Origin of the sequence: Hyphomonas sp. (assembly GCF_965284475.1) — a bacterium.
Taxonomy (GTDB): Bacteria; Pseudomonadota; Alphaproteobacteria; order Caulobacterales; family Hyphomonadaceae; genus Hyphomonas.
Genome location: NZ_OZ260087.1, coordinates 2,078,239 through 2,092,040, shown reverse-complemented (window position 1 = coordinate 2,092,040; position 13,802 = coordinate 2,078,239). Strand labels below are relative to the sequence as shown.

Annotated in this window: 11 protein-coding genes; 9 read left to right on the top strand and 2 right to left on the bottom strand. The window is 64.0% G+C overall.

All coding sequences use genetic code 11. The annotated features are described in order from the left end of the window. Window positions 1–121 precede the first annotated feature (121 nt). Window positions 122–628 (top strand): SRPBCC family protein, encoded by a 507-nt coding sequence (locus ACQ66M_RS10310; protein ID WP_350170410.1) that lies wholly within the window; start codon window positions 122–124, stop codon window positions 626–628. 15 nt (window positions 629–643) lie between these two features. Here ACQ66M_RS10310 and ACQ66M_RS10305 read toward each other — a convergent pair whose 3' ends face one another. Beyond that, window positions 644–2,014: a sensor histidine kinase gene (locus ACQ66M_RS10305; RefSeq protein WP_350170411.1), complete on the bottom strand. Its 1,371-nt coding sequence runs from the start codon at window positions 2,012–2,014 to the stop codon at window positions 644–646. Between the two features lie 236 nt (window positions 2,015–2,250). On the opposite strand from ACQ66M_RS10305, the gene ACQ66M_RS10300 reads away from it, so the two are divergent. The 6 genes from ACQ66M_RS10300 to ACQ66M_RS10275 all read left to right on the top strand — a co-directional run bounded on the left by ACQ66M_RS10300 (window position 2,251) and on the right by ACQ66M_RS10275 (window position 11,303). After that, window positions 2,251–3,723 (top strand): efflux transporter outer membrane subunit, encoded by a 1,473-nt coding sequence (locus tag ACQ66M_RS10300; RefSeq protein WP_430403635.1) that lies wholly within the window; start codon window positions 2,251–2,253, stop codon window positions 3,721–3,723. Between the two features lie 6 nt (window positions 3,724–3,729). Further along, complete coding sequence (locus tag ACQ66M_RS10295) at window positions 3,730–5,004, top strand: efflux RND transporter periplasmic adaptor subunit (RefSeq protein ID WP_350170413.1); 1,275 nt, start codon at window positions 3,730–3,732, stop codon at window positions 5,002–5,004. Continuing rightward, window positions 5,001–8,222 carry an efflux RND transporter permease subunit gene (locus tag ACQ66M_RS10290; protein ID WP_430403633.1) on the top strand — a complete coding sequence of 1,074 codons (3,222 nt, stop codon included), beginning with the start codon at window positions 5,001–5,003 and terminating at the stop codon, window positions 8,220–8,222. The genes ACQ66M_RS10295 and ACQ66M_RS10290 overlap by 4 nt, the downstream gene beginning before the upstream one ends. 81 nt (window positions 8,223–8,303) lie before the next feature. Continuing rightward, window positions 8,304–10,478: a M13 family metallopeptidase gene (locus tag ACQ66M_RS10285; RefSeq protein ID WP_350170415.1), complete on the top strand. Its 2,175-nt coding sequence runs from the start codon at window positions 8,304–8,306 to the stop codon at window positions 10,476–10,478. Window positions 10,479–10,632: 154 nt separating this feature from the next. Then, window positions 10,633–10,959: a hypothetical protein gene (locus tag ACQ66M_RS10280; RefSeq protein ID WP_350170416.1), complete on the top strand. Its 327-nt coding sequence runs from the start codon at window positions 10,633–10,635 to the stop codon at window positions 10,957–10,959. Window positions 10,960–11,072: 113 nt separating this feature from the next. After that, complete coding sequence (locus ACQ66M_RS10275; protein WP_350170417.1) at window positions 11,073–11,303, top strand: dodecin family protein; 231 nt, start codon at window positions 11,073–11,075, stop codon at window positions 11,301–11,303. Between the two features lie 12 nt (window positions 11,304–11,315). Here the strand turns inward: ACQ66M_RS10275 and ACQ66M_RS10270 are convergent, their stop codons facing one another. Continuing rightward, window positions 11,316–12,890, bottom strand: a complete 1,575-nt coding sequence (locus ACQ66M_RS10270) for an ABC-F family ATP-binding cassette domain-containing protein (protein ID WP_430403631.1) — start codon at window positions 12,888–12,890, stop codon at window positions 11,316–11,318. 296 nt (window positions 12,891–13,186) lie between these two features. Between ACQ66M_RS10270 and ACQ66M_RS10265 the strand changes: the two genes are divergently transcribed. Continuing rightward, window positions 13,187–13,543: a hypothetical protein gene (locus ACQ66M_RS10265; protein WP_430403629.1), complete on the top strand. Its 357-nt coding sequence runs from the start codon at window positions 13,187–13,189 to the stop codon at window positions 13,541–13,543. A 51-nt stretch (window positions 13,544–13,594) separates the two neighbouring features. After that, on the top strand, window positions 13,595–13,771 hold the full coding sequence (locus ACQ66M_RS10260) for a hypothetical protein (RefSeq protein ID WP_430403627.1): 177 nt from the start codon (window positions 13,595–13,597) through the stop codon (window positions 13,769–13,771). Window positions 13,772–13,802: the final 31 nt, after the last annotated feature.

The following is a 13,802-nucleotide window of genomic DNA, read 5'->3' as shown; positions in this document are numbered from 1 at the left end:
TTCAACAGCGCGCCGTCATGCGCTTGCCGCAACTTCGGGCGCAGACTAATCTCGGGGTTCACTTCCCTTTCGCTCCCGGGGGACAACCCATGACGCCATTGCGCCTGAACAGGAGACAAACATGAAACACCTGATGACCGGCACGCTCCTCCTGGCCTCGTCCGCCACGGCCCATGCCGAGGTGCTCGCCGCCGCGCCCGACCATTACGAACTGAAACAGGAAGCGGTCTCCACCCTCACCCCCGGTGAATTGTGGGACCGGCTGATCCACCCGGAAGTCTGGTGGCACCCTGACCACACATTCTCCGGCGCATCCGAGCATCTCTCGCTTGACCTGAAGGCGGGCGGCCTCTGGAAGGAAACATGGGACGATGGCTCGGTCGCCCATGGCACCGTTCTCACCGTGTTGAACGGCAAGCTGCTGCGGCTTGATGCGCCGTTCGGCCCGCTTCAGGACAAGGGCGTCAATGTCATCTGGACCATCAGCCTTGCCGCCGAAGGTGAAGGCACCCGCGTCACTTTCACCGAAACCGCCAACGGGACAGCCGCCAGCGGTCTCGGCGAACTCGCCCCGGCTGTCGATTATGTAAAGACCGACGCAATCACGCGACTGGTCAGTGAAGACTAGCGCGGGCGCAACGGTCTATGTCCGCGCCGCCGGCAGCCAGATTCCGAAGGCGCTGCCCTTTCCCATGCGGGTTTCCACGGCAAGGCCGCCCCGATGGTGCGCCATGATGTGTTTCACGATGGCAAGGCCAAGGCCCGTCCCCGTGATCTTGCCGCCGCGGCTCTGGTCGGCGCGGTAGAAGCGCTCGCCAAGGCGCGGCAGGTGTTCGCGTTCGATGCCCGGGCCCTCGTCTTCCACGCGCAGCCAGACGGACGCATCCGGCTTTCCCGGCCGTCCGGCCGCCTGCAGCAGCGTCATCCGCTCGGCATCGACCCAGCCCTGCCCGGCCAGCCTGCGCGCCTCGCCCATGCTGTCGGCCCGGCCGAATGATACCCGCACCGTGCCCCCGGCCTGCGTGTATTTCAGCGCATTGGTCAAGAGGTTCTCGACGACCTGAATGATCTCGTCACGGTGGGCCACAACCGGCAGCGCCTCGTCGGGATCGCCCTCCAGGACCAGGCCGACTTCCCGGTCGTCCGCCACGGCCTGCAGGGCCTCGGTCGCATCCAGCGCAATGCGGGAGAAATTCTCCCTTTCGCTGGGCGGGATGTGTTCGGAAAACTCGATACGCGACAGGGACAGCAGGTCGGCGATCAGGCGGCTCATCCGTTCGGACTCGCCCGCCATGATGTCAAGGAAGCGCGGCCAGGAGCCGGCATCGTCCCTGGCGGGTCCGCGCATTGTCTCGATGAAGCCTGACAGGGCCGTCAGCGGTGTACGCAATTCATGGCTGGCATTGGCCAGGAAATCAGATCGCGCCCGCGCCGCCCGGCGCACCGGCGTCAGGTCTTCCAGAACCACAAGCGTCTGCGCTGCGCCGGTCGGCCGCGACACGTGCGCCCGCCATGTCTCGTCCGGCCCGCTGTCGACTTCCACAGACACCATGCCATCCCCGGGTCCCTGCGCCATCCGGTCAATGGCTGACAGGAGGGCCGGCGAGCGGATGACCGTACTCGTGCGCGGGTTGACCCGCCCGTCGAGACGCAGGATCAGGTCGGCCGGCTCGTTGAAGGCAACGATGCGCTTGTCATCATCCACTTCAAAGGCCGGCAGCGGCAGGGCGCGCAGCAATTGAGTTGAATCCAGCCTGCGTACATCTTCCGGCGCTGCAGGCATACTCGTGTCGCCCACGGGCAGGAAACTGGAAGATCCGATAAAATAGGCGAAGGCGATGGACACCAGCACAATGATCGCCGCAATCGCCACGACGAAATTCACCTCGCCCGTGATGGCCAGCAATAGCAGAACCACAGCGAAACAGCCGCCCAGCACGGTAAAATCACGCGCCCTGCGGCCTGTTCCGCCACGCGGCACCTGCCGGTTTTCAGCTGGATCGTTCTCGTTCATCCCGTCTCCCGGCGCCGAATTACAGCCCGTGCCGCATCCGCTGGCGTCCGCATGGCCGCCTCTGCTTGCCGCTACAGCGCCGCCACCGGAATGCCAAGCCCCTTCGGGCTGGGCCACAGGTTGTAGGTATAAATTATCGTGCGGAGAAAATTATTGAATTTCGATAATTTCTCGTTGACAGTCGACTAGCCCCATCGTACCCCCTCTCCGGTAAAAACGGGAGCCTCGTCTGCGGCATGAAACGTTCAATTCTTCTTCTGAGCACGGCAATTGTTGCAGCTTGCGCCACTTCGCCAACGTCTTCTCGTTCGCAAGCAGGCGGACCTGTGGAATTTTTTGCCGAAACGTCCAATGCGCCTGCCGAATGGGCTGCCCGGGGTGTGACCGGTGTCGCCCCGACCGGTGACTGGCTCGGCCAGTTCAATGACCCGCTGATGGTGGGCCTCGTCAATGAGGCGCTGACCAACAGCCCGACCCTGGAATCCCGCGCCGCTATCATGCGCGCCTCGGAAGCGGCGACCCGTACCGCGCGCGCCGGCCGCCGCCCCAGCCTCAGCGCATCTGCCAGCGCCGGCGTCACATCCAGCTCCAACACGTTCGGCGGCGCGACAGACCGCACAACGGACGGCCTTTATGGCGTCGGCCTCGACGGCAGCTGGGAAATCGATCTCTGGAATCGCCTCGGCGCGGCTGTCGCTGCGGCTGATGCCGACTATGTCGCCAGCCAGGCAGATTTCGCTGCCGCAGAACTCTCCATCGCAGCCCAGACTGCCAATGCCTGGATCAGCCTCAACGAGGCCCTCGCGCAGGAACGGGTTGCCATGCTCACCCTCGAGGCCCGCGACAGGGTGCGCACGCTGACAGAGCGCCGCTTCCAGCGCGGCCTTGCCGATGCACTCGATGTGCGCACCGCCCGCAGCACACTGGCCCAGGCTGAAGCCGCGATTGCGGCCCGCCGCCAGTTCACGGGTGAAACCGCCCGGCGCCTTGAAACACTGGTCGGCCGCTATCCGTCCGCCGAACTGGATGCGCCCGCCGAAATCCCGATGCTCGAAGCCATCGTGCCCGAAGGCAATCCGGTGCTCCTTCTCTCGCGCCGTCCGGACATTGCCGCTGCCGAGGCCCGCGTCAAAGCCGCCGGCCTGCGGGCAGAACAGGCCCGCGCCGCCATGCTGCCATCCCTGACGCTGACGGCTTCCGCCTCGACCAACACCACGGAAATCGCTGATGTGCTTGATCCCGAGCAGATCGCGGCAAACCTGATCGCGGGTCTTGTCCAGCCCCTCTTCACGGGCGGGCGTCTTGATGCCCAGCGCGATGCTGCAGTCGCGCGCGCTGAAGCCGCGGTGGCCGATTATGCCGCCTCGGCCCTCGACGCCTGGCGCGAGGTCGAGAATGCCCTCGCCGCAGACGCGTGGCTTGCTGAGCAGGAAGAGGCGCAGGAACGCGCGCTGGAAGAAGCCCGCCTTGCCGAGGAACTGGCCGAGCGCCAGTATACCGGCGGTACGGTCACCATCTTCAACCTGATCGATTCCCAGACGCGCCGTCTCAATGCCGAAAGCCAGCTGGTTTCGGCCCGCGCCAGTCGCGCAGCCAACCGCATTTCTTACCATCTCGCCCTTGGCGGCGGGCTGCCGAGCGGTACATCCAGCGGGCAGTATGGTATGTTTAACCTCGACACGAACGCCGCAACCAGCGGCAGGAGCTGATTTTACATGGGTCGCCTTGTTTCCATCCTCGCCCCGATTGGCATCATCATTCTTGTCGGTGTCGGCGGAAGTGTTGTCCTCAACATGATCAAACCGGAGCCTGAAAAGGCTGATGAGCCACGCGCGGGCCTCAACGTCTTCGCCGAGCCCGTGCGCCGCGGCGACCTAGAGCTTTCCGTAAGCGCGCAGGGCGAAGTGCGCCCGCGCCGCGAAATCGTCGTCGCGCCCCAGATCACCGGCCGGGTGTCCTATGTCTCGCCGGACTTCATCGATGGCGGCTTCATCAAGAAAGGCCAGCTTCTGGTCCGGGTCGAAGCGGCCGACTATGAGCTGGCCGTCATCCGTGCCCGGTCGGGTGTCGCCAGTGCGGAACAGCGCCTCGCCCGCGAAATTGCCGAAGCCGAACTGGCCGTGCAGGATATCCAGGACCTTGGCCTCGATGATGCCTCGCCGCTTGCCCGCCGCGAGCCGCAGCTGGCCGAAGCCCGCGCATCGCTTGAAGGCGCCAAGGCGCAGCTGAAGGATGCAGAACTCGCGCTCAACCGGACGGCAGTCTATGCCCCGTTCGATGGCCGTGTGCGCGAACGCAGTGTCGATATCGGACAGGTCGCGGCCGCCGGCTCTGCCCTTGGCCGTATCTTTGCGAATGATGTTGTCGAAGTGTCGCTGCCGCTGGACGATAATGAAATGGGCCGTCTCGGGCTGCCCCTTGCCTTCGCAGCCACGGCAGACAAGCCTGGCCCGAAAGTGATATTCGAAGCCACCGTTGCCGGCGAGCCGCGCCAGTGGACGGGCGAAGTCGTGCGCACTGCCGCTGCCGTCAATTCCATGACACGGCAGATCAACGTGATCGCCGAGCTGAAAGATCCCTATGGCGCCGGCGCAGACGGCGACGCACCCATGGCACCCGGCCTGTTCGTCAATGCCACGATCGAGGGCGAGACCATTCCGGACGTGCTGATCGCCCCGCGCGGCGCCCTGCGCGGCGAGGACCAGCTCTTCATCGGCGACGCCGAGAAGGGCAAGCTGTCGATCCGCACCGTCGATCTCATCTATTCGGACACGGATGGCGCCTATGTGCGTTCTGGCATTGATGAAGGTGAACTGGCCATTGTCAGCCCGGTCCAGGCCCCGTTCGACGGCATGAGCATCACCGTGATGGAGCGTCTCGAAGACGGCACGGTCAAGGTCTACGACCCTGAAGACAGGACAGATACCGAAACCGGCAATGCGTCCGAAACGTCCATCGCCGTAACAGGAGCAGAGGGAACGCCACAATGAGCGGAATTGTCGCCTGGTTCGCCCGCAACGCCGTCGCCGCCAACCTGCTGATGATCGTCGCCTTCATGGGCGGCATTTTCGGTTACACGCGCATGGAACAGGAAATGTTCCCGGTCGTGAACGTGACCGGCGCCTCCGTATCCGTCGCCTGGAACGGTGCCTCCCCGCAGGATATCGAGGAACAGATCGTCACCCGTATCGAGGAGGCCGTGGCCGATCTCAACGGCCTTGACCGCATCACGTCGATCGCCAGCGAAGGCTTCGGCGTGGTCAACATCAAGGGCCGCGACGATGTCGACATGGAAATCTTCGTCAAGGATGTCGAACGCCGGGTCAACCAGATCAACAACCTGCCCCAGGCCGCCTTCCAGCCGCAGATCACGCGCTGGGAACAGCGCAACCGCTTTATCGGCTTTGCCGTTCACGGCGATGTCGACCCCCGCACACTCAAGCGCGTGGCCGACAAGGTCCGCGATGAATTTGCCAAGTTGCCCGGCGGCGAACTGGCCGAGCTTCAGGGCACGCTTGAAGAACAGGTCAGCATAGAAGTGTCGGAACAGGCACTGCGCCGCTTCGGCCTCAGCTTCAGCGATGTCGCCAATGCCATCCGCCAGTCATCCCTGAACTCCTCCGGCGGCCGGATCGAAAGCTCGACCGGCGACGTGAACATCACTGCCCGCCAGCTGGCCGATACGGCCGAGCAGTTCGACAAGATCATCATCCGCCAGACCACCGAACAGGGCACCGTCTATGTGTCGGATGTCGCCACCGTCATTGATGGCTTCGTCAGCGACAAGCTCAAGGCCACGTTCAATAACGAGCCGACCGCCTTCGTGATGATCCCCTCCCCCGACAAGATGGACATCATCGCCTATACAGATGGCTTCAAGGATTTCGTCAAACGCGCCAATGACGCGTCCAATGGCATCCTGCCCGAAGCGGTCAAGATCGATATTCTCTGGGACGATTCCGAAGGCTTCAAGGCCCGCATGGACCTGATCACCCAGTCGGCCCTCTCAGGCGCCGTACTGGTGATGCTCGTGCTGGTCCTGTTCCTGCGCCCGATGGTGGCGCTGTGGGTGACCGTGGGCATCATTACCGCCTTTGCCGGCGGCATCATGCTGCTGCCCTATTTCGGCGTGTCGTGGAACATCCTGTCCACCTTCGCCGTGCTGCTGGTGATTGGCGTCATCGTGGACGATGCCATCGTCGTTGGCGAGAACATACACAGGGAAGTGGAAAGCGGCCGGCGCGAGGGCCTCGACGCGGCGATTGTCGGCACGCAGCTCGTGCTCAAGCCGATCATCTTCGGCGTGCTCACCACGATCATCGCCTTCCTGCCCTGGGCCTTCATTTCCGGGCCCACCCGCATGTTCACCCAGCAGATCACTTTCGTGGTCGTCGCCGCGCTGATCTTCTCGATCATCGAGTGCATGCTGATCCTGCCAAGCCACCTGTCGCACATGAAGAAACAGAAATTCGACGGTCCGGCCGGCGGGTTCCTCAGGCTGCAGCGCCGTATTGCCGACAGCCTGCTCTGGTTCGCCAACAATCTCTACAAGCCGGCCCTCGAACTTGCCCTGCGCTTCCGTTATGCCACGGTTGCCCTGTTCTTCTGCCTGTTCGGCCTTGCCACACAGATGCAGTCGCTCGGCATCGTGCCGTTCCAGTTCATGCCCGAGATCGAGGCGGACCTGATCCAGGTCAGTATCGAAATGCCGGAAGGCACACCCTATGAGCGCCTGCTCCAGGTGCGTGACCAGCTCCAGAGCGGCATCGACCAGCTCAGGGACGAAACCCGCGCGGAATATCCCGAACTCGAAAACGGTGTCGTCACGCAGGCCTCCGTCGTGGCCGCCGGCCGCGATGTCCAGGCATGGGTCGGCCTGGCCCCGCCTGAGGAGCGCCCGATCACGGTCCGCTCCAAGGACATATCCGAACGCATGCGCGACATGGTCGGCGACATCCAGGATGCCCAGGAAATCAGCTTCAACTTCACCTTCAATGACGATGATTCCGGCGTGCGCTTTGCGCTCAACCACCCCGACCTCGCCCGCCTGCGCGAAGCGGCTGCTGAGGTGAAGGCACACCTGGCCACCTATTCCAGCGCCTATGATATCGGCGACAACCTGTCCTCTGCGGCTGAGGAAATCCGCATCACGATGAAACCCGGCGCCGAAACGCTCGGCGTCACGCTGGCGGACGTATCACGCCAGCTGCGCCAGGCCTATTTCGGCGAAGAGGTCCAGCGCCTGCCCCGTGACGGGGAAGATGTGCGGGTCATGGTCCGCCTGCCCGAAAGCGCCCGCGCCGATCTCGACAGCCTCAACAGCCTGAAACTGCGCACCGCGGACGGCCGCGAAATCCCGGTCACCCAGGTCGCCGATTTCGAATATGCCCCCGGCATCAACCGCATCATCCGGCGTAACCGCACACGGTCGGTCTCTGTCTATGCCGAGATCAAGGGTGAAGGCGGGCGCGGCCAGATCATGGCCGCTATGGAAGAGGATTTCTGGCCGGACTTCCAGAAACACTTCCCGGATGTCCAGCGCGGCGAAGCCGGTGGCTTCGAGGAAGAGCAGAAATTCTTCGCTGAAATCGGCCGTCTCCTCGTCATGGCCATTGGCGCCATGTACATCCTCCTGGCCGTGGCCTTCCGCTCCTATGCCCAGCCGCTTCTCCTGATGATGGCGCTGCCCTTTGCCTATTGCGGCGCCATATTCGGCCTCGCCATCTTTGATACGCCCATGGCCATGTTCGCCTTCTTCGGCATCGCCGCGGCGGCCGGTGTTGTCATAAACGACAACCTCGTGCTGATCGATTACGTGAACCGGCGGCGCGATGAAGGGGCCGGCGCGATCCAGGCGCTGGTCGATGCGGGCGTTTCGCGTTTCCGACCCATCCTGCTCACATCGGTCACCACGTTCGTCGGCATCCTGCCCTTGCTGGCCGTCCGCTCGGTCCAGGCCCAGTTCCTCAAGCCGATGATCGTGTCGCTTGCCTGCGCCGTGGCCTTTGCCATTTTCGTCTCGCTGCTGATGGTGCCGGCGCTCTATGCGGTCGGCGTCGAAATCGGGCGCATCTTCCGCTGGACATGGGGCGGCAAGCCGTTCCGCCAGATCGGCGAAACCTATTCCGGCGAAGTGACGCTCGACGAGGAAGAACTCATCGGCACCAGCCATGGCGATGATCTCGGATCCCTCGCGCCGGCAGAATGATCACCTGAGCCAACCCGGATGCGCTTTCCTTTCCGTACACGGTCATGGTGTCGGCGCATCCATCCAATCGGAGACTGATAGATGAAACATCTCATGCTGGGCGTCGCCGCCCTCACGCTCCTCACCGCCTGTGGACAGGCCGGTGACAAAGCCGACACGCCAGCGCAAGCTGCCGCACCCGTGGCAAACGCTGACGGCAAGTTCGTCACCGCCGAAGGGCTCGAACTCTCCACGCCGGACACATGGGGCACATGGGGCGTCAACCTCGCCAATGTGAAGGCGGGCACGCACCCCGGCGATGATTTCTTCGCCCATGTCAACGGCATATGGCTCGACAGCTTCGAAATCCCGAGCGACCGCACCCGCTATAGTTCATTCACGCTTCTGGCTGAAAAATCCGAACAGCGCGTGCGCAAGATCATCGAGGAACTGGCCGCCGCACAGCCGGATCCGGCAACACTCGAAGGCAAGGTTGCGACCCTCTACAATGCCTATCTCGATACAGCCGCCATCGAATCCAGGGGCCTTGCCCCCGCCCAGCCCTATCTTGACCGTATCCAGAGCATCGCCACGCGCGAGGATCTCGCACAGGTCTTTGCCGCGAATGGCTACCAGACCCCTGTCGCCGGCTGGGTCGACGTCGATTCCAAGCAGACCGACCAGTACATATTCTATGTCACCCAGTCCGGCCTCGGCATGGGAGACCGCGACTATTACCTTGTCGACAATGACAGGAACACAGAGCTGCGCGCGGCCTACAGGACGATGCTCACCTCCCTGCTCGCGTCCGCCGGCTATGATGATGCAGCCGCCGCTGCCGACAGTGTGATCGCCGTCGAAACCGACATTGCAAAAGCCCACTGGGACAGGGCCGCAGGCCGCAACCGCAACCTGACCTATAACAAGGTCACACGCGACGAGCTGATCGCGATGGGCGGCGATTTCCCGACCGCCCTGCTGATCGACGCGCTCGGCCTGGGTGACCAGTCCGGCTTTGTCGTGCGCCAGGTCACGCCGACTGAGGAAGAAATCGCCGAGAACGGTCTTGATGCCGACCAGGTGGCCAAACTCTCCGGCGGCGGTGTCCCCGGCCTGTTCAATGTCATGCAGACCGCCCCGCTGGACCAGTGGAAGGCCTATCTCACGGCGCACCTGCTGATCGACACGGCAAACGTTCTGCCGTCCGGCATCGACGACACCGTGTTTGCATTCTACGGCAAGACGCTCGGTGGCCTCGAAACCCAGCGCGAACGCTGGAAGCGCGGCGTCGATACGGTCGAGAACTCGGTCGGTGAAGCCGTCGGCAAGGTCTATGCGGAACGCTATTTCCCGGCCGAGAACAAGGCCGCGATGGACAATCTGGTTGCCAATCTGCGCACCGCGATGGCCGAGAACCTGGAAGTGATCGCCTGGATGGGCGCCGATACCAAGGCCGAGGCCGAAGCCAAGCTGAACCTGTTCACGCCCAAGATCGGCTATCCGGAAAAGTTCGAAACCTATGACAGCCTGACTGTCAGCGATGATGCCTTCGCCAACCAGATGGCCGTCAATGACTGGGCCTACAAGGACATGCTGTCCGACCTTGGCCAGCCGATCGACCGCACCGAATGGGGCATGCTGCCCCAGACGGTCAACGCCTATTATTCGCCCAACCGCAACGAGATCGTGTTCCCGGCCGCCATCCTGCAGCCGCCTTTCTTCAACCTGTCGGCTGACCCGGCGGTGAATTATGGCGCCATCGGTGCCGTGATCGGCCACGAGATCGGCCACGGGTTTGATGACCAGGGCTCCAAGTCCGATGGCACCGGCATGCTGCGCAACTGGTGGACGGCCGAGGACGAGACCAGTTTCAAGGCCAGGACCGATGCCCTCGTCGCCCAGTTCAACGCCTTCTGCCCCTATGATGAGGGCGAAACCTGCGTCAACGGCGCCCTCACGCTGGGCGAGAATATCGGCGACCTTGGCGGCCTCTCGATGGCCTACAAAGCCTACCATCTCAGCCTGAACGGCAAGGATGACAAGGTGATTGACGGCCTCACCGGCGACCAGCGCTTCTTCATGTCCTACGCCCAGGTCTGGCGATCGAAGTATCGCGAGGAGGCCGCGCGCCGCCAGCTGCTGACCGATCCGCACGCCCCGCCGGTCTACCGCGTCAACGGAATCGTGCGTAATTTCGATGAATGGTACGATGCGTTCGACATCACGCCGGACCATGCGCTCTACCTTCCGCCAGAGGAACGTATCCGTATCTGGTAACCTTGTTTCCTGTAGTATCTGCAACAGAAAACGGCGCCTCGTGCGCCGTTTTTTTGTCTTGCGTTGACCTTGATACGCCAGAGTGGTGCACTGATTGCAGGTAATGGGGAGTGCCGGGGCCGTGTGCCCCTATTTGGCACAGAAAGTGTATGGAATGTCCGTCCTGAACCGCATGTTTGGATCCAGAAAGGCACCCGCCGCCCCAGCGCGCGACCGGATCGCCCATGCTGTTGCCCCGGAGCAGGATACGCCGCGGCCGCTGCGGGCCACTGCCTATCGCGAAGTCTCGGTCGTTTATGAGTCCGGCTACACCCGCAAGGGCATCGTGCTGGACTTCACGTCCACCGGCCTGCGCATCCGCTTCCCGACCAATGAAATCCTGCCGGCCCAGGTCCAGGTCAATGCCGGCGGCGTGAACATCAGGGGCCCGGCCCGCGTGATCTGGCAGGAAGGCTCCGAAGTCGGCTTCGAACTGATCTGAGCACCCGTCCTGCGCGGTGCCGGGGTTCCCGTCTCACGAGAGTCTCCTTGGCATATACGCCTTTTAGGCGTTTTATGGTCCACCTCTTCAACGCTTGAAAAGGGAGGTCTCCCATGGCCATCATGAAATCCGAACAGATTCTCGCCGAATCCACCGTGTCCTTCGAGGATGCGATCCAGAACGCCGTCAGCCGTTTCTCCAAGACCGTCCGCGGCCTTGCCTCGGCCAACGTGAACAACATGTCGACCACCGTGAAGAACGGCAAGATCGCGGCCTATCGCGTAAACCTGCAGATGACATTCGAAATCGAACCGGCTGCCCCCAAGGCGAAAAAAAGCAGGTAGCCCGTCCAGCGGCTAGAGTATGACATCACGCGTCACACCAATCGCGCTGAGAAAGCCCTCATCATGGCTCACCACAATCAGCGCCCCGTCAAAGCCTGACAGCGCCGCTTCCAGCAATTCCACCGCCGCCAGGTCAAGATGGTTGGTCGGCTCGTCCAGCAGCAGCAGGTAAGGCGGCTCGGTCCGTGCAAACACGCAGGCCATGCCCGCCCGCAGCCGCTCACCGCCACTCAGCGTGCCGGCCAGCTGCAGCGCCGCCTCACCCCGGAACGCAAACCGTGCCAGCGCTGCCCGCGCCGCATTCTCCGGCAGGGCCGGGTTCAGCCGCCGCAGATTCTCCAGCACGCTCTCCTCCGGCACCAGCAGGCTGACATGCTGGTCCAGCATCGCGACCCGCTCGGTCAGGTGCCGCACGTCGCCTGCATCGGGCGCAATCTCCCCCGCGATCAGGCGCAGCAGCGTTGTCTTGCCAGACCCGTTCGCGCCCTTGATTGCAATCCGCTCCGGCCCGCGCACGTCCAGTGTCAGCGGCCCGAACAGGTGGCGCGCCCCGCGCCGCATCACCACGCTGTGCAGGGCCAGCAGGTCGCGCCCCGGCGGCAGGCCCGTCACCGGCAGGTCGATATGCATCGGCGTCTCCACCTCCACCCGCGCGCTTGCCGCCTCCAACGCCTCGCGCCCTGCCCCGGTCAGCCGCGCCGCAACATCCCCGCCCCGCGCCCGGGTCGCCTCGGCTCGCCCGGCCCGTGCATCCAGCAGCATTTTCGGCGCATCGCCCTTTGCCCGTGCGGCCCGGCCGCGCCTGTCGCGCCGGTCCTGCGCCTCACGCGCCGCCTGCGCATCACGTTCGGTCTTCTTCATTTCCGCGGCTGCCCGGTCCAGCTCTGCCGCCGCCCGTTCCCGCGCCGCATCGCGCGCCGCCCTGAACGCGCTCCACCCGCCGCCAAATACGGTGGCGCCCACGGGGCTCAGTTCGACAATCCGGTCCACCCGTTCCAGCAGCGCCCGATCATGGCTTGCCACCACGACGCCGCCGGTCCAGCTCTCCAGCAGGCCTGCTATCGCCGCGCGTCCGTCCGCATCCAGATTGTTCGTCGGCTCGTCCAGCAGCAACAGGTCCGGCGCAGCCACCAACAGGCGCGCCAGCATCACCCGCGTGCGCTCCCCGCCGCTCAGCGTGCCCATCCGCCGCGCAAGGTCCATCTCCGGCAGGCCCGTATCGGCCAGCGCATCGGCCAGCCGCCCCTCCAGTGTCCAGTCGGCCTCGGCCGCGTCCGCAACGCTCCCCTGCCCCGCTTCCAGCCGTTTCAGGCAGGCCAGCCCCGCCGCTACGCCCAGCGCCCCGTCCACGCTCAGCGACGCATCGGGCATCTGCTCCAGCCGCCCCACCGTCCCGGCGCGATGCACACTGCCGCTGGCTGGCGCCACATCTCCCGCCATCAGGTTCAGCAGTGTGGACTTGCCACAGCCATTGCGCCCGACAAGGCCGACCCTTTCCTGTCCGACAGACAGGGTCAGGCCGTCAAATAACGGGCGGGCATCAGGCGTGGTGAGGGAAACGGAGGTAAGGGTAATGAATGCAGGCATGGGGCGGGACTTTCGCAAGGAACAGGCAGCGGCGGGCAGGGCGCGTTGCGAAATCCATGTCAGTCTCCATGCGTCAGTACGTTGGTCCAGCCTATCTAGAAACCCGCCCCCTCGGGCGCAACCCCTCCCTTATCCTCCCCTGCCAGCGGGGCGGTGGCGCTCGCCGCCAGGCCCTTGACGGAGGGGGGGATTTCTCGGTGAGAAAAATCGCCCCGCATAGCCCCTCGGGGGCAAGACCCTCATAAGGAGACGTCCCATACACGGCAGACACTTCAATTGCCAAAGGGCCACCAGGAATGAATATCAAACTGCTTGTTTCCACTGTCGCGGTACTCGGACTGCTCACAACTGCTTCAGCCTGCGGCACGGTCGCTGGCGCTGCCGGCTCGGCGCTGGCCGGGTCTGCCGCCAGCGGCGCGCTGGCGGGCGGCGGCAACAAGGCCCGCTTCTCGCGCCAGAGCTGTGACGAGCTGGAACAGGAAATCGCCGGCGCCCAGCGCTCGATGATCAACCCGACCAACATTCCCTACGCCCGTTCCTATATCAAGAATGCCAGGGACGTCGCAGCCGGGAAGGAATGCGCCTTCGTTGCGACAGACGACACAGACGTCGCCGAAACAGAAACAGAAACAGACGCACAAGCCAGCGAATAGTCTACCCCTCATCCTCCCCTGCCACGCGGGGGAGGATGAACGCCGATCTGGATGCGGCCCTTCGTGTGGGTGCCGCTCCTGTTCATCAGAAACTGGCAGATGCGCTGCCGCCGTCCTGCCCTGATCGAAGTCTGCTGGACCACCGGGCAGCTGCGCATTGTCCATGCCGGCGATGCCCCGCGCGGGGCCGGCCTTTACCGTAACGAAGCCCCCGCCATCACGGCCTGAGACAACTGCGTCCCTGCGCTGCCCGCACGCG

Bases quoted from the DNA above. Each gene is read 5' to 3' on its own strand.
- ACQ66M_RS10310 (WP_350170410.1), top strand. From the start codon at position 122: ATGAAACACCTGATGACCGGCACGCTCCTCCTGGCCTCGTCCGCCACG.
- ACQ66M_RS10305 (WP_350170411.1), bottom strand. From the start codon at position 2,014: ATGAACGAGAACGATCCAGCTGAAAACCGGCAGGTGCCGCGTGGCGGA.
- ACQ66M_RS10300 (WP_430403635.1), top strand. From the start codon at position 2,251: ATGAAACGTTCAATTCTTCTTCTGAGCACGGCAATTGTTGCAGCTTGC.
- ACQ66M_RS10295 (WP_350170413.1), top strand. From the start codon at position 3,730: ATGGGTCGCCTTGTTTCCATCCTCGCCCCGATTGGCATCATCATTCTT.
- ACQ66M_RS10290 (WP_430403633.1), top strand. From the start codon at position 5,001: ATGAGCGGAATTGTCGCCTGGTTCGCCCGCAACGCCGTCGCCGCCAAC.
- ACQ66M_RS10285 (WP_350170415.1), top strand. From the start codon at position 8,304: ATGAAACATCTCATGCTGGGCGTCGCCGCCCTCACGCTCCTCACCGCC.
- ACQ66M_RS10280 (WP_350170416.1), top strand. From the start codon at position 10,633: ATGTCCGTCCTGAACCGCATGTTTGGATCCAGAAAGGCACCCGCCGCC.
- ACQ66M_RS10275 (WP_350170417.1), top strand. From the start codon at position 11,073: ATGGCCATCATGAAATCCGAACAGATTCTCGCCGAATCCACCGTGTCC.
- ACQ66M_RS10270 (WP_430403631.1), bottom strand. From the start codon at position 12,890: ATGCCTGCATTCATTACCCTTACCTCCGTTTCCCTCACCACGCCTGAT.
- ACQ66M_RS10265 (WP_430403629.1), top strand. From the start codon at position 13,187: ATGAATATCAAACTGCTTGTTTCCACTGTCGCGGTACTCGGACTGCTC.
- ACQ66M_RS10260 (WP_430403627.1), top strand. From the start codon at position 13,595: ATGCGGCCCTTCGTGTGGGTGCCGCTCCTGTTCATCAGAAACTGGCAG.